This is a genomic window from Nonomuraea sp. NPDC050540 (genome assembly GCF_044457485.1).
Lineage (GTDB): Bacteria > Actinomycetota > Actinomycetes > Streptosporangiales > Streptosporangiaceae > Nonomuraea.
Map to the genome: position 1 here is coordinate 22333 of NZ_JBITHA010000033.1, position 20204 is coordinate 42536.

General features: G+C 71.2%; 23 protein-coding genes. 9 read left to right on the top strand and 14 right to left on the bottom strand.

The window, feature by feature from the left end:
• Window positions 1-49: 49 nt before the first annotated feature.
• Window positions 50-631, top strand: a complete 582-nt coding sequence (locus tag ACIBI5_RS52330; protein WP_397259014.1) for an ankyrin repeat domain-containing protein — start codon at window positions 50-52, stop codon at window positions 629-631.
• 9 nt (window positions 632-640) lie between these two features.
• Here ACIBI5_RS52330 and ACIBI5_RS52335 read toward each other — a convergent pair whose 3' ends face one another.
• A complete protein-coding gene (locus ACIBI5_RS52335) occupies window positions 641-1552 on the bottom strand; it encodes an asparaginase (protein ID WP_397259016.1) in 912 nt (303 codons plus the stop codon).
• A 50-nt stretch (window positions 1553-1602) separates the two neighbouring features.
• On the opposite strand from ACIBI5_RS52335, the gene dtd reads away from it, so the two are divergent.
• Together dtd and ACIBI5_RS52345 are read left to right on the top strand one after the other, a co-directional pair.
• Complete coding sequence (gene dtd, locus ACIBI5_RS52340; protein ID WP_397259018.1) at window positions 1603-2028, top strand: D-aminoacyl-tRNA deacylase; 426 nt, start codon at window positions 1603-1605, stop codon at window positions 2026-2028.
• A gap of 76 nt (window positions 2029-2104) precedes the next feature.
• Window positions 2105-2521 (top strand): hypothetical protein, encoded by a 417-nt coding sequence (locus ACIBI5_RS52345; RefSeq protein ID WP_397259020.1) that lies wholly within the window; start codon window positions 2105-2107, stop codon window positions 2519-2521.
• A gap of 27 nt (window positions 2522-2548) precedes the next feature.
• Here ACIBI5_RS52345 and ACIBI5_RS52350 read toward each other — a convergent pair whose 3' ends face one another.
• The 4 genes from ACIBI5_RS52350 to ACIBI5_RS52365 form a co-directional block, all read right to left on the bottom strand.
• The gene (locus ACIBI5_RS52350; RefSeq protein ID WP_397259022.1) at window positions 2549-3487 is read right to left on the bottom strand and encodes a YgfZ/GcvT domain-containing protein; all 939 of its coding nucleotides are present in this window, start codon (window positions 3485-3487) and stop codon (window positions 2549-2551) included.
• Window positions 3488-3497: 10 nt separating this feature from the next.
• The gene (locus ACIBI5_RS52355) at window positions 3498-3911 is read right to left on the bottom strand and encodes a Fur family transcriptional regulator (protein WP_184958251.1); all 414 of its coding nucleotides are present in this window, start codon (window positions 3909-3911) and stop codon (window positions 3498-3500) included.
• 281 nt (window positions 3912-4192) lie between these two features.
• The gene (locus ACIBI5_RS52360; RefSeq protein WP_397259024.1) at window positions 4193-4489 is read right to left on the bottom strand and encodes a DUF2470 domain-containing protein; all 297 of its coding nucleotides are present in this window, start codon (window positions 4487-4489) and stop codon (window positions 4193-4195) included.
• Between the two features lie 6 nt (window positions 4490-4495).
• Window positions 4496-4984, bottom strand: coding sequence for an FABP family protein (locus ACIBI5_RS52365; RefSeq protein ID WP_397259026.1), 489 nt, complete (start codon window positions 4982-4984; stop codon window positions 4496-4498).
• 89 nt (window positions 4985-5073) lie between these two features.
• Here ACIBI5_RS52365 and ACIBI5_RS52370 point away from each other — a divergent pair, with 89 nt between their 5' ends.
• On the top strand, window positions 5074-5436 hold the full coding sequence (locus ACIBI5_RS52370) for a DsrE family protein (RefSeq protein ID WP_397259028.1): 363 nt from the start codon (window positions 5074-5076) through the stop codon (window positions 5434-5436).
• Between the two features lie 112 nt (window positions 5437-5548).
• Here the strand turns inward: ACIBI5_RS52370 and ACIBI5_RS52375 are convergent, their stop codons facing one another.
• The 5 genes from ACIBI5_RS52375 to ACIBI5_RS52395 form a co-directional block, all read right to left on the bottom strand.
• A complete protein-coding gene (locus ACIBI5_RS52375; protein WP_397259030.1) occupies window positions 5549-6262 on the bottom strand; it encodes a type 1 glutamine amidotransferase in 714 nt (237 codons plus the stop codon).
• Window positions 6252-7481, bottom strand: a complete 1230-nt coding sequence (locus ACIBI5_RS52380; RefSeq protein ID WP_397259032.1) for a MurT ligase domain-containing protein — start codon at window positions 7479-7481, stop codon at window positions 6252-6254. Before ACIBI5_RS52380 ends, ACIBI5_RS52375 begins: the two co-directional genes overlap by 11 nt.
• A 15-nt stretch (window positions 7482-7496) precedes the next feature.
• Entirely contained in the window at window positions 7497-8078 is a 582-nt protein-coding gene (locus ACIBI5_RS52385; RefSeq protein WP_397259034.1) for a thermonuclease family protein, read from the bottom strand.
• A 22-nt stretch (window positions 8079-8100) separates the two neighbouring features.
• Entirely contained in the window at window positions 8101-10935 is a 2835-nt protein-coding gene (locus tag ACIBI5_RS52390) for an ATP-binding protein (protein WP_397259036.1), read from the bottom strand.
• 169 nt (window positions 10936-11104) lie between these two features.
• Window positions 11105-13054, bottom strand: coding sequence for a hypothetical protein (locus ACIBI5_RS52395; protein WP_397259038.1), 1950 nt, complete (start codon window positions 13052-13054; stop codon window positions 11105-11107).
• A gap of 170 nt (window positions 13055-13224) precedes the next feature.
• Here ACIBI5_RS52395 and ACIBI5_RS52400 point away from each other — a divergent pair, with 170 nt between their 5' ends.
• The 3 genes from ACIBI5_RS52400 to ACIBI5_RS52410 are packed head-to-tail and all read left to right on the top strand — an operon-like array spanning window position 13225 to window position 15392.
• Window positions 13225-13887 (top strand): hypothetical protein, encoded by a 663-nt coding sequence (locus tag ACIBI5_RS52400; RefSeq protein WP_397259040.1) that lies wholly within the window; start codon window positions 13225-13227, stop codon window positions 13885-13887.
• Window positions 13884-14522, top strand: coding sequence for a hypothetical protein (locus ACIBI5_RS52405; RefSeq protein ID WP_397259042.1), 639 nt, complete (start codon window positions 13884-13886; stop codon window positions 14520-14522). The genes ACIBI5_RS52400 and ACIBI5_RS52405 overlap by 4 nt, the downstream gene beginning before the upstream one ends.
• 3 nt (window positions 14523-14525) lie before the next feature.
• Window positions 14526-15392 (top strand): hypothetical protein, encoded by an 867-nt coding sequence (locus ACIBI5_RS52410; RefSeq protein ID WP_397259044.1) that lies wholly within the window; start codon window positions 14526-14528, stop codon window positions 15390-15392.
• Here ACIBI5_RS52410 and ACIBI5_RS52415 read toward each other — a convergent pair.
• On the bottom strand, window positions 15382-16701 hold the full coding sequence (locus ACIBI5_RS52415) for a hypothetical protein (RefSeq protein WP_397259046.1): 1320 nt from the start codon (window positions 16699-16701) through the stop codon (window positions 15382-15384). The genes ACIBI5_RS52410 and ACIBI5_RS52415 overlap by 11 nt on opposite strands.
• A gap of 81 nt (window positions 16702-16782) precedes the next feature.
• Here ACIBI5_RS52415 and ACIBI5_RS52420 point away from each other — a divergent pair, with 81 nt between their 5' ends.
• Entirely contained in the window at window positions 16783-17151 is a 369-nt protein-coding gene (locus tag ACIBI5_RS52420) for a tetratricopeptide repeat protein (RefSeq protein ID WP_397259048.1), read from the top strand.
• On the opposite strand, the gene ACIBI5_RS52425 is transcribed toward ACIBI5_RS52420, so the two are convergent.
• Window positions 17106-18296, bottom strand: coding sequence for a benzoate/H(+) symporter BenE family transporter (locus tag ACIBI5_RS52425; protein WP_397259050.1), 1191 nt, complete (start codon window positions 18294-18296; stop codon window positions 17106-17108). The two genes, ACIBI5_RS52420 and ACIBI5_RS52425, sit on opposite strands and share 46 nt — an antisense overlap.
• Window positions 18297-18343: 47 nt before the next feature.
• On the opposite strand from ACIBI5_RS52425, the gene ACIBI5_RS52430 reads away from it, so the two are divergent.
• Window positions 18344-18907, top strand: a complete 564-nt coding sequence (locus tag ACIBI5_RS52430) for a helix-turn-helix domain-containing protein (RefSeq protein WP_397259053.1) — start codon at window positions 18344-18346, stop codon at window positions 18905-18907.
• On the opposite strand, the gene ACIBI5_RS52435 is transcribed toward ACIBI5_RS52430, so the two are convergent.
• Complete coding sequence (locus ACIBI5_RS52435) at window positions 18874-19605, bottom strand: methylated-DNA--[protein]-cysteine S-methyltransferase (protein ID WP_397259055.1); 732 nt, start codon at window positions 19603-19605, stop codon at window positions 18874-18876. The genes ACIBI5_RS52430 and ACIBI5_RS52435 overlap by 34 nt on opposite strands.
• Window positions 19602-20153: an RNA polymerase sigma factor gene (locus ACIBI5_RS52440; RefSeq protein ID WP_379622802.1), complete on the bottom strand. Its 552-nt coding sequence runs from the start codon at window positions 20151-20153 to the stop codon at window positions 19602-19604. The genes ACIBI5_RS52435 and ACIBI5_RS52440 overlap by 4 nt, the downstream gene beginning before the upstream one ends.
• Between the last annotated feature and the right edge of the window lie 51 nt (window positions 20154-20204).

Sequence of the window (20204 nt, forward strand, 5' to 3'; positions counted from 1 at the left end):
ATCGACCGCTCCGGGCGTTACCTCCCGAACAGCCGTGAAAGGATCAGACGTGCTTGACGAACAACTGCTTACCGCCGCCGCCGCAGGTGAGGCCGCCGCCGTGCGCGAGGCGGTCACCGAGGGGGCCGATCTCGAGGCCCGTGACGGGCGCCGACGTACCGCTCTGCTGCTGGCCTCGGCCGCCGATCACGTGGAGGTCGCGCAGATCCTGGTGGCCGCGGGCGCCGACCCGAACGCGCTGGACGCCCAGCACGACACCCCATGGCTGGTGACCGGTGTGACCGGCAGTGTGGCGATGCTACGCGTCCTGCTGCCCGCCAACCCGGACCTGACGATCAGGAACCGCTACGGCGGCGTCTCCCTGATCCCGGCGTGCGAGCGCGGTCACGTGGACTATGTCCGCGAGGTGCTGAAGACGGACATCGACGTCAACCACGTCAACGACCTCGGCTGGACCGGCCTGCTGGAGGCGGTGATCCTGGGCGACGGCTCGGCCAGGTACCAGGAGATCGTCCGCCTGCTGCTGGCCGCGGGCGCCGATCGCGAACTGGCCGACCGGGACGGGGTGACCTCCTTGCGGCATGCGGTCAAGAAGGGCCAGCGGGAGGTCGCCGACATCCTGCGCGGCTGAAGCGCCGCCCTATGGGCGCACGCGGACCTCGCCCACAGGGCGGCCGCCGCCGTACAGGACACCCGTGGCGAGGACGTCCAGGTCGGGGCCGGACAGGCCGAGGCGGCGCAGGGCGGCGACCGTGACGGGCGTGCGGGCGCGCGACGAGCCGTCCTCGATCTTGACGGTGCCGGCCCGCCCGTCCTCGAAGACGAACGCGTCGAACGCCTCCGCCCCGGACTTCAGCATCAGTCCCGGTACGGCCCGCATGAGCTTGGCCTCGTCCCGGTGCGTGCCGGACGTCCACTGCGGGTAGGCGCGCATGGCGTCGAAGACCCGCCGCTCGTGGCTGCCGGGCCCGCCGAGCGGCAGGGCACGGAACGCCCTGGTCACCCCCAGCATGGACACGAAGAACAACGGGGCCCCGCACCCGTCGACCCCGGAGGCGGCCACGCGCTCCCCGGTCAGCTCCTCGACCGTCGCCCGGACCGCCCGCTGCAGCGGATGCCTGGGCTCCAGGTACGAGCCCAGCGGCCAGTCGTTGAGCACACAGGTCGCGAGCATGGCGGCGTGCTTGCCCGAGCAGTTCATGTACACGCGGCCCCGGTCGGTGACCGTCCGGTCCTCGGGATAGTCCTCGGGACACAGCAGCGCCGACTCCTCCAGCCCGGCCCCGGCCAGGATCTTGCGAACCCCGTCCACATGGTACGGCTCGCCCGCGTGCGAGGCGCAGGCCAGCGCGAGCAGTTCACCCTCCAGCGAGAGCCCGTTGCGGAGCATGCCCAGCGCCTGGAGCGGTTTCATCGACGAACGCGGCGAGGCGGGCACGTGGACCGCGCCGTGCGCGTCGACCGGCGTCCCGTCGGCGTTCACGGTGAGCACCCGCGCCAGATGCGTGGACTCCACGAACCCGGACCGGACAACCTCGACAACGAGCGACATTCCCCGCCCCCCTTCAGCAGGAGTCTACGGATCGGCGAGAATGAGTTCCCATGCGGGCGGTGGTGCAGCGAGTAAGTACGGCCTCGGTGGTCGTGGACGGTCAGACGGTGGGCGCGATCGACGAGCCGGGGCTGCTCGTGCTCGTGGGCGTCACCCACACGGACACGGCGGAGCAGGCGCGCAAGCTGGCCGCCAAGCTCTGGGGGCTGCGCGTCCTCGACGGCGAGAAGTCCTGCTCGGACGTCGGCGCGCCGCTGCTGGTCATCAGCCAGTTCACCCTTTACGCCGACACCAGGAAGGGCCGCCGCCCCACCTGGCAGGCGGCCGCCCCAGGGCCGGTGGCAGAGCCGCTCGTGGAGGCCGTGGTGTCCGGGCTGCGGGCGCTCGGCGCGCACGTCGAGACCGGCCGCTTCGGCGCCGACATGAAGGTCTCCCTGATCAACGACGGCCCCATCACGCTGGTGATCGACGTCTAGGGTGGGGCTGGCCCCACCCACAACCGGCCATCCACCGCCATGTCCCCAGACGGGCGGCGCTTCCTATCGTGCTGGTATGCGAAAGATCCTCTGGGCAGTGCCGGCCGGGGCCGCGCTCCTCGTCGCCGCGCTGGCCGTCCAAACCTTCGACCGTGAGCCAGGCCCGGCGCCCGTGCCGCAGACGGAGACGACGTTCGGCTACCACGAACTCCCGGGGGCCGATCTGGCCATCGAGGCCGACGGGCCCATCCGCCTCACCGTCGTGGCCGGGGGACGGCAGCGGGTCGCCATCAAACGGGAACTCAGCTGGACCGGCGCGCGCCACCACGAGGAAGCCTGGGAGGACGCCCGGCGGCTGCGCATCGCCTACTCGTGCGACGACGGGTGCGCGGCCGACTACGTGCTGACCGTGCCCGAGTCGACCCGGATCAAGGTCACCGGCGCGGCCGGGGGCCTCAGCTGCGCCGCGAAGGTGACCTGCGCTGAAGGCTGAGCCCGGCCCCTGCCGTACCGGGCAGAACTAGCGGATGCGGCGGCGCATGGCCGGGTCGATGCTGACGTTGCGGCCCGCGTCCGGCGGGACGATGATCTCCTGCGTGGCGGCGACGCCGCCCGCCAGCAGCGGTGCGTCGACCGGGACCGACCGCTTGACCACGGCCAGCGCGATCGGCCCGAGCTCGTGGTGACGGACGGACGAACCGACCGCGCCCACCTCCTGGCTCTCGAAGATGACCGGCGCGCCGTGCGGCGGCAGCGTGTCGACGCTGCCGTCGAGGTGCAGGAAGACCAGGCGGCGGGGCGGGTGGCCGAGGTTGTGCACGCGCGCGACCGTCTCCTGCCCGCGGTAGCAGCCCTTGGTCAGGTGTACGGCCTCGCCGATCCAGCCCACCTCGTGGGGAATGGTCTTGTGGTCGGTGTCGAGCCCGAGGCGCGGCTGGTGACGCTCGATGCGCAGCGCCTCGTACGCCCAGATCCCGGCCATGCGCCCCAGACCCGCGTTGAGCTCGGCCCGCGGGATGTAGCGGTCGCCGTCGGCGGTGGAGATCACGGCCAGCTCGTCGTCGGCGCTGGAGACCTCGACGCGCAGCATGAAGCGCATCTTGTCGAGGTAGTCGATCAGCGCCTCGGAAGTGCCGGGCTCCACGTGCGCGAGAACGGCCTCGCCGTCGTCGACCAGCGTGAGGTGGTGCTCGACGCGGCCCTGCAGGTCGAGGATGAGGGTCTGGGTCCACTCCCCCGGCTTGAGGGTGTCGAGCTTGTTGGAGGTCAGATCGTTGAGCCATTTCAGCCGGTCTGCCCCGGAGACGCGGACGATCTCGCGATTGCTGCGGTCGACGACCGCCTCTCCCTTGATCAGCGCGCGCTGCTCGGCGAACAGATCGCCGTAGTGCGCCGCCACGTCGGCGTCGGGGGCATCGGCCGCGACCGCGCCGGGGAGATCGAGCAGAGGGCTACGCATGCCCTCCAGGCTATCTGCAGTTGCGGCACAGCCCGAAGACGGTCAGGTGATGGACGTCGGCGACGAACCCGAGCTGGTCGTCCAGCCCCTTGACCAGGCCTTCCGCCATCTCTGGCCCCACCTCCCCGACCTCGCCGCACCCCCGGCAGACCAGGTGCACGTGGTCGGCGTCGGCCGCCAGGTGGTAGGTGGGCGCGCCGTGGCCGAGATGGGTGTGGGTGACCATGCCCAGCTCTTCGAGCAGTTCCAGGGTCCGGTAGACGGTGGAGATGTTCACCCCCCGCGCGGTCTCACGAACCTTGACGCAGATCTCCTCCGGGGTGGCGTGCTCCAGGTCCTTGACCGCTTCCAGCACCAGCTGGCGCTGCGGCGTCACCCGGTAGCCCTTGGCGCGGAGTTCCTCGTGCCACTGCGTCTCCGTCATGCCCCGAGAATAATCGCTTGCCCGGGTTCGGGAGCCTCGCATAGCGTCGTCTGCACGCGGAAAGGAGGTGGTCCAAACAATGGTGATTCATAGTTGGGCTAGCGAGGTGGTTGTCCGCTAACGAAGCGGACTCCATTGTCTCGCGTCGTTTCGGCGAAATTCGAGGCAACCACCGGGGCCCCGAGGCTGCTGGGGGGCGGGAGGTCCATCCCGACCCATGGCCCATCCAGCCCGCCCGCTCGAGCGGGCGGAACCTGCCCGGGGCCCTTTGCCTTTTCCGCCTAGTGCTCGGCCCGCCAGGGGATCCCGAGCTTCTCGCAGGACTCGCGGTAGAGCATCACCACCGCCTTGCGCACCTGGGGACGCTCGGTCAGCGTCTCCCCCCACGGCACGTCGAGCTTCTCGCCCCCGTCGATCGTGAACTCGATCGCCTGCGCCGTCACGTCACTCGTGACCGCCTCGGTGGCCTCGGGCCGCCCGCCCAGCCCGCGCACGATGATGAGCGCGTCGTCGGTGTGGTCGTCGTTCATGTGGCGCTTGATCGCCTCGACGACATCAGGGGTGAAAGGGGTAGTCATATCCGCTCAAGCTACCTTCTTCAGCTCCGCCGACATATGGGACGTCAGCGGGTGTCCGACGGCGGCCATGTCATAGGCCCACATGAGGTTCCCGTTGACCAGCCCGTAGATCCGCTGCCCCGCCGTGTACTCCTTGGCCGACTCCGTCCGCGCCACCACATCGGTGCGCAGCTCGATCTTGTGGAAGACGACCTCGCCCAGGTAGATCTCCACGATGCCCGTGGGATGCGCCAGCACCACCTCGAGCTGCCGCTCGGGCCGCGCCCGCCAGTAGCCCGACTCGGTGGCCAGGGGCCGCACCCGGTTCCCTTCCTCGTCGAGCAGCCAGGTCCGGCTCACGTACTCCAGGAACGGCTTGCCGTTGTGCCCGAACTCGATCTCCTGCCCGAAGTTGAAGCTCTCGATCGTGGGATAACCGCCGACTCCCGCGCCTTCCCACCTGCCCAGGAGGAAGGAGATGTGCTCAAGATCGGGGTGCGCCTCAGGGGTTTCCATGCCGCCCAACATTACTCTCCGTCGCCCGCCGTTCCCGGGGTACCGGGCGAGGTTCTGAGGTCCGGTGGAGGAGGCGTAGGGTGGCCTGCATGGCACGATCACTGGTGATCAAAGTGACCGCTGGGGCCGACGCCCCCGAGCGGTGCAACCAGGCCTTCACCGTCGCCGCCGCCGCGCTGGCCAGCGGTGTCCCGGTCTCGCTCTGGCTGACCGGCGAGGCCTCCTGGTTCGCGTTGCCGGGAAGGGCCAAGGAGTTCAGCCTCCCCCACGCCGCTCCCCTGACCGACCTCCTGGACGTGGTCCTGGCCGCCGGCCGGGTCACGGTCTGCACCCAGTGCGCGGCCCGCCGCGAGATCACGGTCGACGACCTCATCGACGGCGTACGCATCGCCGGCGCCCCGGCCTTCGTCGAAGAAGCGGTGGCAGAAGGCGCCCAGGCCCTGATCTACTGACCCAGCGCCGCAACCGCCGCACGCCGGTAACGATCGTCCAGAAACGCGTCCCGCGAACTCACCCGAGCAGGACCGAAGGCGATCGCCCGAAGCGCGGTCACAGGCCCACGTGTCAACGGGGCAGGACCGCGGAGAGGCGTTCGGTGCGCAGGGCCTCGTACCAGCGGTCGTCCAGGGGCGGGAGGTCGCCGGCCGACCAGGTCAGCAGGAGGTCGGCCAGAGCGGGGTTGCGGGCGAGGGCGGGGCCGTGGAGGTAGGTGCCGACGACGTGGCCGGCGTAGCAGCCTTCGAAGCCGTTGCCGTTGCCCACGCCGGTGACGACCTGGGACAGCGGCTTGACGCCGGGGCCGAGCTGGGTGACGCCCATGTGGTTCTCGAAGCCGGTGAGGGTGGGCAGGTTGAGCGCGCTGTCGACCTCGGCGACGAGTTCGCCCACGGCGCGGGCCGGGCCGCGGGTGCTGCTGATGTCGAGGAGGCCGATGCCGTCGACCGGCTGGCCCTCCTCGCCGCCGAAGGTGGATCCCATGATCTGGTAGCCGGCGCAGACGGCCAGCATGGCCGCCCCCCGGGCGATGGCGCGGTGGAGGCCGCCGTCGCGGCGCAGCCGTTCCGCGGCGAGGATCTGGGGGCGGTCCTCGCCGCCGCCGATGAGGTAGATGTCGCCGGTCTCCGGTACGGGGTCGGCCGAGCGTACGTGGACGACCTCGGCGTCGATGCCCCTGCGGCGGGCACGCTGCTCGAGCACCAGCGCGTTGCCCTGGTCGCCGTAGGTGCTGAGCAGGTCGGGGTAGATCCAGACGATGCGCAGGGTGCTGTCAGACGGCACGGCCGAACTCCGATCGGATCTGCTGGAAGGCGGTGTAGTTGGCGATCACGTCGACCCGGCCGGGCGGCTGCGCGCCGAGGGCCTCGGCGAAGGTGTCGGCCAGCGCGAACGGTACGTCGGCGACGTCGAGCCGCAGCGCCAGGTCGAGCCGGCGCTCACCGGTGACGAACACGGGCCGCCCGCGCAGGATGCGGTAGTCGACGTCCCAGAGCCAGGAGGTGTCGCGGCCGTCGGGGCCCTGGGCGTTGACCGACAGGATGATCGGCAGCGCCGGGTCGGCGACGTCGAAGGCCTCCAGCCAGCCGGCCGGGTTCTTGGCCAGGAGCAGGCGGGCGTGGCGGCCGTCGCGCTCGACGGTGGTGTAGCGGCCGGCCACGGAGGTGACCTCGCGCAGCCTCGGCAGGGCACGCTCGACCGGCAGGCCGAACGCCTCGGCGACGGCCAGGGCCATGGCGGCGTTGGAGCGGTTGGCGGAGCCGGGCAGCTGGATGTCGAGCACCCAGCGCTGGCCGCGCGGGTCGATCACGGCGTCGTCGTCGAGGATCCACTGCGGCTCGGGCCGGTGGAAGGTGCACTCGCGGCAAGCCCAGTGCCTGTCTTTACGGTCAAGAGGCCCACCGCACTCGGGACAGCACCAGCTGTCCTCCTTCCAGCGCTGGCCGCCGGAGACCCAGGTGACCTTGGCGGCGGTGGAGGCGCCCCAGGTGACGAGGGGGTCGTCGCAGTTGGCGATGACGTGGGTGGGTTTGCCGGACAGGGCCCGGCGCCACTTCTGGGCCAGCAGCCAGATCTCGGCGGCGCGGTCCATCTGGTCGCGGCTGAGGTTCATGAGGCAGACGACGCCGGCGCCGGTGGTGTCGAGCACCTCGGGCAGGTACTTCTCGTCGACCTCCAGCACACCGTAGGGCGCGTCCTTGTGCTGCGACAGCGCGGAGACGTGCCCGGCGGGCATGTTGGCGCCGTAGGCGTTGGTGGCCACCTCGCCCATCTCCAGCAGCGCGGAGGTGATCAGCCGGGTGGTGGTGGTCTTGCCGTTGGTGGCGCTGATGAGGGCCAGCCTGCGGTCGCGCGCCAGCTGGCGCAGCAGGTCGGGCTCCAGCATGAGGCCCACGCGGCCGCCGATCACCGAACCGTCGCCACGTCCGGTCATCCTGGACAAGGTGGCGGCACTGCGCCCCAGGGCACTCGCGAGCTGAGCCCGCAGGGGAAGCTGGGTCATGGTTATGGATCCTAGTCAAGGCTGGCCGGTACTCGGCGTTACCGCCGAATTCCCGCCGTGGACGGGCGGCCGGGGATCGGGGCAACCGCCCCACAAGCCCCTCTTTCCGGTACGCGCCTGCTCCGCCCGCTGCCGGAACTCCTTCTCGTACGCCACGTTCGGCCACACGCGAAGAAAGAAGGCGTTCCCCTCGGCCAGCTGGCTCTCGTTCACCAGCACCCCCCGGGCATTCCACACGTAACGCAGCTGCCTCCGGTAGTCATCGAATTTCCGCGTGTCGAAGGCGATGGTGACGATCGACCCCCGAGGCGCCAGCTTCAGCAAGGCGTCCGCCGACTGCCTGGCCCAGCACTGCGGCGACGGCCGCATCTCGGGCGCGTCGATCCCGATCAGCCGGACGCGCTGCTCACGCCCCGCGTACTCCCCGTCGACCGGCGCGACCACCATGGTGTCGCCGTCGTTCACCCACACGACCCGCGCGCTCTCGACCGGCGGCGGGCTCGCGGGCGCCAGCCCGGTGATGGGCGGCCTGACGAAGGTGTCGGCCAGCACGTACACCGCGCCCAGGGCGGCTACAACCAGCAGTATTCCAATCACGGTCAGTCGCACACGGGCAGACCTACCCAGACTCGGCGAAGGTGATCTCGGGGGCGCCGCCGTTCTCGAACGGCAGCACGAACCGCCGCGGCCACGACAGCACGCTCTCCAGCCACCCCGCGCCCATCATCTGCCCGACGTGCCGCAACCGCGCGGCGGCCTCGATCCCGATCGCGACGGTCATGATGTCGCGCTGCACGGCCTCGTTCTCGTCGTCGCCCAGGATGACCCGCCAGGCCAGCGCCCGGTTGTGGTCGATCTCCATCGACAGCGGGTGGTGGCGCAGCGCCTTGGCCCGGTGGCCGAGCAGCTCGCTGCGCACCAGTTCGGTGGCGGCGCCGGCGCCGAACAGCGCGTACTCCAGCGCCGGCGCGGGCGCGCGCAGGTCGGGAGCCGGATGCCCGAACGGGAAGAGCCTGTCCACCTCGTGCAGCCACCGCACCTGCGGGATCACCCACGAAGGACCGGGCCGCTCGCCACCGCCCTCGGCCGCGTTCAGCAGCTTGGCCGCCGTCTCCGCGGCCTTCTCCACCAGCAGCGCCGGGTCGAACCAGCTCCGCAGCGCCCACGCCCGCCTGCTGACGGCCCGCTCGACCAGCGTGGCCAGCAGGCACTCGCGCCGCCTGGCCGGAACCTCGGCCCAGACCCCGGCCAGCGCGCGCGGCACCCCGGGGAGCGGCCGGTTGCCGACGAAGGCCAGCACGACGGTGTCGCACCAGATTCGCAGCCACGCCCACTCGGGCGCGCCCGCGAGCACGTCCGCCTCGCGCAGTTCCACGAGCGTGCACGCCTGTCCGGTACGGCACGCCGCCCCGCAGGCCGCCGAGCGCCGCCCCCGGATCGGCGGCGGCGGCCCCGGCAGCACCTTCTCCCGCGACTCCCCGAGCGGCACCATGATGCGCAGCGGCCGGTCCATGCCGTCGGCGAACACCGCCGCGGCGCCCGGCTGCAGCGAGACGACCTGGCGGGACTGCTCGTCGCTGAGGTTCATGGCGGCGCCGACCAGCTGCCTGTCGTCCTCGGCGGGCAGCCGGTGCACGACCTTGAGCGCGGTGTTCTTGACGACGTCGGACACGAGTTTGGTCGGGATCTGCTCGGCCACGACGATGCCCTCGCCGTACGCGCGGATCTCGGCGAGCATTCCGGCGAGCAGTTCGACGGCGTGGGTGGAGGCGCGGCCCGCGCCGCGGTCGCGCAGCAACCGGTGCGCTTCCTCGATCACGATCACGTGCCGCAGCCCGCCGGACTTCTCGCCGCGGGCGCGCATCCGCAGGTGCTCCACGATCCGGATGATCAGCGTGCCCATGAGGAAGGCTTTGTCCTCGTCGTTGGCGACGTCCTCGATGGCCAGGACGACGTTGCGTTCGAGCAGCCCGCCGATGTCGGCCGGGTGGCCGCCCTCGAAGAAGCGCCCGGCCGAGCCGACGCGCAGTGAGCGCAGCCGCAGGGAGATGAAGCCCTCGACGTCGGCCTGGACCTCGCGGCCGTAGCCGATCTCCCGGATCACGTCCATGGCGTGCTGCTGCAGCTGCTCCAGGGTCGGCACGCTGGGCGGCACCTTCGAGCCGGGCACCGCGCCGCCGGTGACGACGTCCCAGCCGGTCGCCTCGTAGACCCGCTGCAACGCCAGCGACATGATCTGCGGGAACGGCTCCTCGGCGTCGAAGGCGGCCATGAACAACGCCCGGATCATGTCGATGTGCGCCTGCACCGGGTAACCGGGCTCGGGCTCCAGCGGGTTCACGCTGAACGGCACGCTGTCCGGCGCCGACGGGTTGATCACGGTGACCGGGGCGTCGATCCGCCCGGCCATGGCCTGGTACTCCGACTTGGCCGGCTCGATGGCCAGCCACGGGATCCTGGCGGCGCTGAGCTGTTCGAGCAGGTGCCGGACGGTCTGCGACTTGCCCGAGCCGGTCGCGCCGGTGACGAAGGCGTGGCGGTTGAGCGTGGCCAGCGGCACCCGGAAGGCGCCCACGCCGCGGTCCTGGCCGTCGAGGATCTCGCCCAGGTCGAGCTCGCCCGCCTCGGAGGCTTCCGAGGTGACGTCGAAGAATCCGGCGTCCAGCACGCGCAGGCCGGGCACCTCGCGCCTGGGCAGCCCGGCGAGGGCGGCCAGCGCGCCCGCGGTGGCCGCGAACGGCGCGGCGGCGCCGTCGCCCGGGTCCTGGAGGTTCAGGCTCAGCGCCTCGGGCAGCGCGTAGACGGCGCCCGCGGCGCTGCGCAGCCGGTAGGGGTGGTGGCCGATCTCGACCGAGCCGACCAGGACGGGCGCGAGCTGGCGCAGTTCGTCGGCGGTGGCGGCGCCGGCCAGCGCCCTGACGTTCCACAGCCCGGCCTCGCGGAAGGCGTCGAGCTCCTGCATGCGGCGCTCGGCGCGCTCGGCGTCGAACCTGGAGCGCTCGGAGGCGTCGCCGTACTGCCTGAGGACGTTGAGCTGGGTGCGCAGGTGGGCGACCTCCGCGTCGAGCAGGTCGGTCGGCTCGGCCACGAGCAGCCAGGCGAACGGCCGCGACATGAGCGTGACCAGCGTCGACTCGAACAACGTGGGCCGCTTCAGCTCGTCGGGGTCGTACTCCCTGCGCGCGTTCAGCGGCGGCGCCTGACGTCCCGGGCAGGGCATCCACACCAGGTCGGACAGGTCGGCCAGGCACTCCTCACCCAGCTGCACGCCCCTGGCCCCGCCGGGGAACAGCAGCGGCTGAGGCCCGCGCGCGCCCTCTGGCCCCGGCGCGCGGCGCGGCTGCCGGGGCGGCGACAGCGGTCCGGCGTTGGTGATCAGCTCCAGCGGCGCGCCGGAGCCGCGCGAGAGCCAGCCGATGACGAACGGCCGCTGCCGCTGAGCCGCCGAGAGCACGGCCGGCAGGATGGAGACGAAGTCCCACTCCGCCGATGAACTTCGCGAGGGTGCGGCGATCGACTGGATTCTGTACCAGGGTCCGCTTAGCTGCATCTCATCCCCCCACAGATGGTTCTTAGTAAAGTCCGCCTCCATTCGGCGTGTGGACCGGCCATTGGGGAGGTCCTTACCTCTCCTTGCGCCAGTCCAGACGCGGCGGGGGCGGGCCGAGGTTCGGGGGTGGCTCTTCGCCGGGGTTCTCGTTGCCGTTCTGCGCCAGTACGGCGTCGCGGACGTCCTCCAGCTCGCCAAGCGTGGTTTTGGGGAAGGTCAGTATCGCGGGATTGGCGTCGGCCAGGCGGACCCGGCGGCCCTCGGCGGTGGCGTCGGTGACGATCACGGACGTCGTGGGCAGCTGCTGCAACTGGTGCGGCTCGACCAGGAACTCCCGCGAGCGCTGCAGCACCCGCTCCTTCTCGCCGATCTTGGTCGCCGTCCTGCCCCACTCGGTCGATTCGGTGATGTCCCCGGCCAGGTCGGTACGGTTGTCACCGCGCTCCTCCGTCGACTCCTCCACCTGGGAGATCGTCGAGGTGTAGCCGCCGTCGAGCCCCGGCACCGAGGCGCTGATCGTCTCGGTGAGCTGGGCCAGCTCCAGCCGGTGCTCGGTGCCGACGTGCTCGCTGGCCACCCGCGCGTCCTCGGCGTTGCCCAGCCGCATGAACGCCACCGCCGCGTGCCCGCGGCCCAGCCGTTCCCTGACCGTGGGGGTCAGCGAGCGGTAGGTCAGCACGAGGCCGGTGCGGGAGGTCTCGCAGGCGTCCATGAGCCGGTCGAGCACGTCGCCGCGGAGCTTGTCCGCGCCCGCGACGATGATCGTGTGGTACCAGGGCCGCTCGGAGGCGGGCGACTGGCGCAGGATGTGGGTCAGCGCCGTGGCCACGTACGTTCCGAGGACCCGGTTGCCGAACACGCCCGCCTGACGGTCCATGCTCACCACGCGCAGGCGCGCGGGCGGGAGCCGGACGGCCTGGGTGCCGAGGGTTTCGAGTTTGCGCAGCTGCGACTCCAGCGCCCACGCCCGCTCGATCACCACGCGGTCGCTGACGCCGCGCCCGAACAACGTCCCGATGCGCTCCAGCTGCGTCGCGGTGATCAGCCCGAACCTCAGGTCGTCGCGCGGGTCGCCCACCTGGGCCAGCGCCCGCAGGGCCGCGGTGACCTGTCTGATCGTGGCGTCCTCGCCCAGGACCTCCAGCACGCGCTCCAGGATGGCGTTGTCGAAGCTGAGGTCGCGGGTGGTGCGGTGCTCCTCGCTGACGCTGACGACGTGGGCCAGCACGTCGGCGAACGCTTCCGGCTTGAGCGTGGCCCCCAGGTCCAGCCGGGGCAGGTCGACGGGCAGCACCCAGACGAGCGGGTCGTCGCCGCCGCGCCTGGCCAGCTCGATGAGGTCCTTGGCGATGGCGCCCTCGGACAGGTCGAGCACGGTCAGGTGCCCGCCGCTGTAGAGCCGGGTGGCGCCGATCAGCGTGATCAGCGCCGACCATCCGGGCAGCGTCCCGCCGGCCACGTCGATGCGGTCGATCTCATCCGGTACGGCTACCGCGTACCAGTTGACCTGCCGGTCGTGGCGGTCCTTGACCTCCTGCCACTCGCGGTAGCGCTGGGCGTGCTCCTCCTGGGCGCGGAACAACTCCTTGTCACGTTCCTGACGCACCCGGTCGTCGCGCGCCTGCTGCTCCAGGACCCGGTAGCGCACCGCCCGGTCGCCCTGCAGCAGCGCGTAGCTGCAGATTCCCGCGACGCCGCCCGCGGCCACGAACCCGATCAGCGCGAACGACCAGTCGAGGTAGCCGAGCAGGGCGAGGGTGAAGATGAGCAACGTGAGAAAGATCATGAAGATCCGGAAGATCCGGACCGGCCGGTTGAGCAGATCCTCCTGGAGCTTCTCGCGCCGCAGCAGCTCGGTGTCGACCCGGGCCTGCTCTCCGGCGTCGGCGGGCTCGCCGGTGTCGCCGATGGGCGAGGGCCGCTTCGGCGGCGGGCCGGGGTCGGGGTGCAGCAGGACGTACTGCCAGCCCAGGTAGATCCGGTCGGCCTGGAGCTGCGCATGCTCGGGATGCACGTCCGTCACGTGACCCTCCGGCTGCGATATGTCCTTGTCCCGCGGCGACCTCGTCGTCGGCCGCTCGTGACAGCGTAAGAGCTAGAACCCCTATTCGGGCAGGGTTCCCGCCAAATCCATCACAGGGATGGGACCATTGCGGCAGATGGTACAAGCGCGACCTATTACCATCCATACCCATGACGGAACCCTCCGGCGCACCAAGCACCCCCAAACGCCCGGTTGTGGTGCCCGCGATCGGCTTGGTCATCCTCACCGCCCTCGGCATCACCGCCCTGCTCGGCGGTCTGAACACCGCGCCCGACAAACCGCCGCCCCAGATGGCCGCCGGCCAGAAGATCGACCAGGGCCTGTACGAGACCGAGTTCGTGGAGGCCAAGATCACCGTCCAGCGAGGTCCCGGCGAGTTCGCGGAGGACCGGCGGTATCTCGACATCCTCTTCAAGGTCACGAACAAGAGCGACACGACGATCACGACCGGTGCGGGCTCCAGCGCCACCGGCGCCGGCAGCGGCTTCGCCGGGACGCTGATCAAGATGACGCCGGAGATCAAGTCGCAGTGGGGCGCGCAGGCCTTCATCCCCTCGGGCGAGGACGGCAAGAGCTCCCAACTGCATCCCGGGGTCCCGTCGAACGTGACCGTCCGCTACGAGCTGGACAAGGCGGCCCAGGCTCCGCCAGAGGTGGCCCTGAGCCTGTCCAAGCTGGAGAAGAACGAGAGCCCCATCTCCGGCACGACGGTGTGGATGCCCGTCGACAAGGAAGACCCCTTCACCCGGAAGCGCGCCGTGGAAGTGCTCTACACCATCAAGGCCCCTGTGAAGCAGGAGGCGACGCAGTGACGGCGACCGACCAGCGGCCGGCGGCGCCGCGCAGACGCCGCGCGCCCGCCCGCGGGGGCGGTTCCAAGGTTCTCGGCGCCGTCGTGGGCCTCGCGCTGGCCGCGGCCGCCGTGGGACTCCAGACCCTGGGCCTGAGCGACGACGACCTGTCGATGCCGCTCGCGACCACGGGAGACACGGGCGAGGAGGTCGCCACCGGACGGTTCACCATCCGCGTGGACGGCGTGAAGACGGCCAAGTCCATCCGCGCCGGGGACAAGACCGCCGTCACGGGCAACATCTTCCTGGTGGTCGAGACCTCCGCGACCGTACCGCTGGAGCCCACGAAGATCCGGCCGCCCGTTCTGGTCGCCGAGGACGGCCGGCGCTTCGACGCCACCGACAAAGTCGACAGGAGCAAGACGCTGGCGAACGTGTGGAGCCAGCCGGGCTGGTGGGCCTCGGGTGTGTTCGTGTTCGACGTGCCCGCCGACGTGCTGGCCGGCGCCCAGGCCTCGTTCGTCGCGCCCACGAGCGCCTTCTACGGCGAGCCGATGCCGCCGGCGGCCGAGATCGACCTGGGCATCGACGAGACGGCGGCCAAGCGACTCGCCGCCGCCCCTCAGGACGTGTACACGCTGGGCGAGAAGAAGTAGACGATGAGCACGCACGATTCAGAGCGCGACTGGTTCGCCCCGCCCGCCGGCCAGCCCCCGCAGCGTCCGCAGCCGCCGGCGCCGCCGATTCGGCGTCCGGGGCGCCGGGCCGCCGCCCCGACGCCGCCACGCCCCCGGCCCGCGATCCACGCCGACCAGCAGGTGTGGCCGCCCGCTCCCGCCGAGCCGGCCGGCAGCTCGACGCAGCCCATCCCGGCTATCCCGAGCGCGGGGCCGTTGCCCCCGAGGCCGCCCCAGCCGCCGTGGACCCCTCCGGAGGAGACGCCGCCCGCCGCCACGCCGCCGCCCAGGCCGCGCCGTCTCCTGCTCGGCATCGGGGCGGTCGTCGCCCTGGTGGTGGCCCTCGGCGTACCGACCGCCGACCGGTACCTGTTCTACAAGAGCGGGCGGCCCAGCCCGACCGTGCACCTGGCGGGGCCCGGCCAGACGCTCACCTACGAGCACGTGTCCTGGAAGTCGGCCATCGAACCGGCCACGGCGCCCCCGGGCAGCAGGCACAACACGCCCGACAAGCAGTGGTTGAAGATCACCGTCACCCGCTCCGCCACCGACGCCACCGGCGCCGTGCTCACCGCCAAGCCGAAGCTGACGCTGAAGGACGCCGCCGGGCGTGCCTGGATGGCCGAGATCTACGAGGACAACACCCCGACCGAGAAGCACGAGGTAGGCAAGGAGTACAGCTACCTGGCCATGGCGGTCGTCCCGGCGGCGGTCGGCAAGGAGGTCCAGCTGAACCTGGAGCCGGACATCACCTACCGCATGGACACCCCGACGGAGAAGCTGTTCGAGGCGAACGAAGAGGACACGGAGAAGTCCCGCCGCAACGATGTGATCGTCTTCAGGCGGTGATGTCCTCGCCGCGGGCGCGGGCCCTGGTAGCCGCGATGTCGAAGGTGGCGGCCAGCAGGCAGTAGGTGAGCACGGTCACCAGCAGGTTCTTGACGAAGTCGACGGGCCAGCTGACCCACAACCACATGTACGGCGTGGGCGACCCGATGAACGTGCTGACCGCCCTGTCCAGATAGTCCGCGCCGACCCGGATTCCCACGAACAGCAGGCACATCAGCCCGAAGAGCGTCGCGCCGCCCTTGACCGTGACGCGGAAGGCGTTCACGACCGGGACCCAGCGTTCCTGGAACCCGCCGACTATGCGGTTGACCGACCGCTGGGTGACCTCGTGCGAGCCCTCCAGCCTGTCGACGCTGCCCGCCAGCCGGGTGCCGCGCAGCGCCCGCCGGGTGTCGTCGACCGTGCCGCCGAACACCAGAACGGCGACGGCCAGCCAGGTGAGCGGCATGACCAGGGCGTCCACGATGAAGGGCCAGGCCTCGCCCACCCAGCCCCAGAACGCCTCCAGCCCGGGAACGCTCTCCTTGGCCTTGGTGACGATGTCCCCCGCCTCGGAGACCACGACGCGGTGCTCGGCCCAGTCGGCGCGCAGCGCGCTGAAGGTGAAGACCGCGTTGAGGCCGCAGAACATGAACGCGAACTCGGCGAAGGCGGTCGCGACGCCGGCCAGCTTGCCGGCTCCGCGCTCGACCTGCCGCTCGAACAGCATCCGCAGACCCAGCGCCACCGCCATGGCGGCCAGCGACACGCGCCAGTCGAGACCGACCAGCCCGGTGGTGAGCGTGGTCTCTTCCTTCGTGCCGTTGGCGATGTTGTTGAAGATGACGTTGTAGAAGTTGTCGTCGAGGTTGTGCAGCAGGTCCATCGCCACGAAGGCCCTGGCGTCGGGCTTGTACAGCTCCCAGGCGAGATAGATCACCGCGAACGCGGGGGCGATCCGGTTCAGCGAGGACCAGAACGACTCGTCCTCGGCCCCGTCGGCCCGGCGGGCGGCGTTCTCCCACATGGCGGCGCGCAGGGAGAGCATCATCCCGGTGATGACGGTCATCGCCAGCATGACGATGACCGTCATGAGGGTGATGGTCACCACCAGGCGGGCTTGGCGGAAGTCGCCGTGGGAGATCTCGGTCGCGATGTAGAGGAGCGCCCATCGGGCCGCCTCTCCCGCGGAGAACCACAGGACCAGCGGCAGCGCGCACTTGCCCGCCAGACGCAGGGTGTGCAGGGGCAGCGAGTACGGCGAGGGCACTCGCTGAGCCGGTGTCGGCCCGGGTTGAGGGGGTGCCACCACACCAGACGATCCGGACATCTGCAGAATCGTAGCGGTCTGTCCAGGATGGGCGCATCCACATCGCGGAATGCCGCCAATCAGTTGATTGTTCAACCGTCCATGACGCTTCTCAACGAGATCGAGCGTTACCGCTACGCCGAGCGGTTGCTTGGCCAGCGGGATGCGCTCGGAGCCCTGTACATGCTGGAGCCGCTGCTCGACGAGCACGGCGACGATCCCGGCGTGCTCCTGCTCGCCGCCCGTGCCTACTTCCACTCCGCCCAGCTCGGCCGTGCCCAGAAGGCCCTGGGCACGCTGGTCGAGCGCGACCCGAGCGACCACTATGCCCGGTTCCTGCTGGGCCGGACGCTGGAGCGGGCGAGCAAGCCGGAGCAGGCGCTGCCGCACCTGCGGATGGCCGCGGCCATGGCCGCCGAGCCCGACTACGCCGACTCGGTGACGCGAGTCGAGCGGAAGCTGTCCTTGTAGTTCGTCAACAGGTGGAACGCGCCGCCCACCAGCAGGCCCCAGAAGGCCGAGCCGACGCCGAAGAAGGAGACTCCAGAGGCGGTCACCACGAAGGTGACGGCGGCGCTTTCCACCCCGGCTCTTTCCACCCCGGCCCTGAACGCGGACGCGATCGAGGCGGCCAGTGCGCCGAGCAACGCCAGACCCGCCACCGCCTCGATCAGCACCGGCGGCGCCAGCAGGACCAGCGCCACCGCCAGGCCCGATCCCAGGCCCAGGACGACCATGCAGATGCCCGACGTCAGGGAGGCGACCCAGCGGCGCGCGGGGTCCTCGTGCGCGTCGGGCCCGGCGGCGAGCGCCGCGGAGATGGCGGCCAGGTTGATGGCGTGGCCGCCGAGGAAGGCCCCTGCGGCGGTGCCGGCCCCGGTGGTCAGCAGCACCTCGCCGAAAGGCGGGCGGAAGCCGTACCCGGAAAGGACGGCCATGCCCGGCACGTTCTGGGAGGCCATCGTCACCAGGAAGAGGGGCAGTGCGATGCCGACCATGGCGGAGCCGGTGAAGGCCGGTACGGCCGGCGCCACCACGGGCACCGCGTCGAACGTGAGCGAGGGCGCGGTCACCACGATCGCCACGACGGCGGCGGCCAGCGCGCCCGGCACCGCCCACATGCGGGCGAACCGGTAGAGCAGCGCCCAGATCACGATCACCGGGATCGCCATGAGCGGTACCTGCGCGACCGCGGCCACCGGCGCCAGGCACAGCTTGAGCAGGATGCCGGCCAGCATCGCGCCGGCGATCGGCTGCGGGATGCGGGCGATGAGGCGGCCGAGCGCGGGGAACAGCCCCGTGGCCATGATGGCCAGGCCGCAGACCAGGAAGGCGCCGATCGCCGCGGTGTAGCCGCCGTCGACGGGGCCGGTGGACAACAGGAGCGCCGCCCCGGGAGTCGACCAGGCGGCGGTGACGGGCATGCGGTGCCGTACGGAAAGGACGATGGTCGTGATGCCCACGGCCACGCAGAGGACGAGCAGGCCGGAGGCGGCCTGGCGGGAGTCCGCGCCGACGGCGCGCAGGCCGGCCAGCACGATGGTGAACGAACTCGCGAAGCCGACCACCGCGGTCACGATGCCGGCGATGACCGGTCTCAGGGTAGTTCGTTCCATTTATGGAACAGTAGTGAAGTCGGCGGCGAAAGGGCAAGATGGGCGGCATGGATTCCCGGCCGGCGCTCGACGGCGACCCGCGCGAGGTGGGTCAGCGTGTACGCAGGCTACGGGAGGCACGCGGAGTCTCCCTGTCGGAGCTGGCCAGGCGGGCCGGGATCGGCAAGGCCACACTCTCCGGCGTCGAGACCGGTCAGCGCAACCCCACCCTGGAGACGCTCTGGGCGATCACCGCGCAGCTCGGCGTGCCCATCGGCGCCATCCTCGACACCCCCGCGGAACCCCAGGTCATGTACGGCACCGCCGTCGAGGCCACCCTGCTGGAGGTGTTCGAGGACCAGGAGGTCACCTACGAGCTCTACCGGCTGCGCGTCCCGCCGGGAACCACCCAGTCCTCGCCCGCCCACCATGCGGGCGTCACCGAACACCTCACCGTCTTCCACGGCACCCTGATCGCCGGGCCGGCGTCCGCGCCGATGACGGCGGGCCCCGGCGACCACATCAGCTGGACGTCCGACGGGCCGCACCTCTACCGGGCGCAGGGACCCGACGTCGTGCAGGCCAGCCTGCTCATCCGCTACCCGGGACGGCAGACCTTGCAGGGCCGGTAGCCCTCCCGCTCGGCCTGGTCGAGGGTCCGGAAGCCGACGCGGTGCGCCGGGGTGATCCGGCGGGCGTTGTGGCAGGTCGGGAAGCAGACCACGCCCGTGGTGTCGCTGCCCAGGTAGAAGACGCTGGAGGTGGCCAGCTCGCGCATCCGCGCCAGGTCCACGCCCTCACCCGCCAGCACCTCCTCCTTCGCGCCGGCGCCGAAGACGTACTCACCCGGGACGCCGTCCGAGCGGGTCACCCGGTGGCAGGGGATCAGCAGTGGCACCGGGTTGTTGCCCAGCGCGGTACCCACCGCCCTGACCGCCTTGGGCCGGCCGATCCTGGCGGCGATCCACGCGTACGGGCGTACCTCGCCGCGCGGGATCGTCCGCGCGGCCAGCAGCACGTCGCGCTGGAAGTCGCTGATCCCGCGCAGGTCCAGTTCAAGCCCGGACGCCTTCCCCGTGCGCAGCGCGGGGACCAGTCCCGCCGGCGGGCGATCTGCCCGCACCAGCGGGCGGCCGAAGCGCCGCCGGAACGTCTCGGCGAAGCCGTCGCCGTGGTGCACGTACGCGATGCCGCGATCGGTGAAGGCCACCGACAACTCGCCGATCGGGCCCGGTACGCGGGTCCAGCGGGCGGCGATCCGGTCGTAGAGGTCGTGCGGCGGCTCCGCGGCCAGTGCCGCGAGTCCGGTGATGATCGGGTCGTGGGTCATCGGGCACCTCCCAGTGTGCGCAGCCGCTTCAGGCCTCGTGAGATATGCGATTTGACGGTGCCCTGCGGGATCCGCATGACCGTCGCGATCTCGCTGACCGGCAGGTCGACGACGTGCCGCAGCACCACGGCGGCGCGCTGGTCGTCCGGGAGCTGGACGAGCAGGTCGGCCAGTTCGTCGCCGGTCTCGTGGCGCAGGGCCGCCTCCTCCACTCCCTCACCCGGGTCCAGCGTCTCGACCGGCTCGTCGAGCAGGTGTGGTGGTGGCTTGCGGGACTTGTGCCGGGCGCAGTTGCGCCAGACGTTCATCACGATCGTGACGATCCAGGCGCGCGGCTGCAGCGCGGAGATGCGGTCGTGGTCGTAGTCGGCGAGCGCGCGGTAGGCACGCAGGAACGCCTCGGCCGTCAGGTCCTCGGCGTCGGCCCACTTGCCCGTCAGGCGGAGCGCGGTCGAGAACACCAGACCGCGGTAAGCGTTGAAGAGCTCGGCGAACCCCTCGTCGAGGTCGTCGAGCAACGCTTTGCGCACCGGATCCAGGCATTCCATGTCAATCACGTTCTATAGAACACCATCGGGGTGCGGACGGTTGCGGGGCGG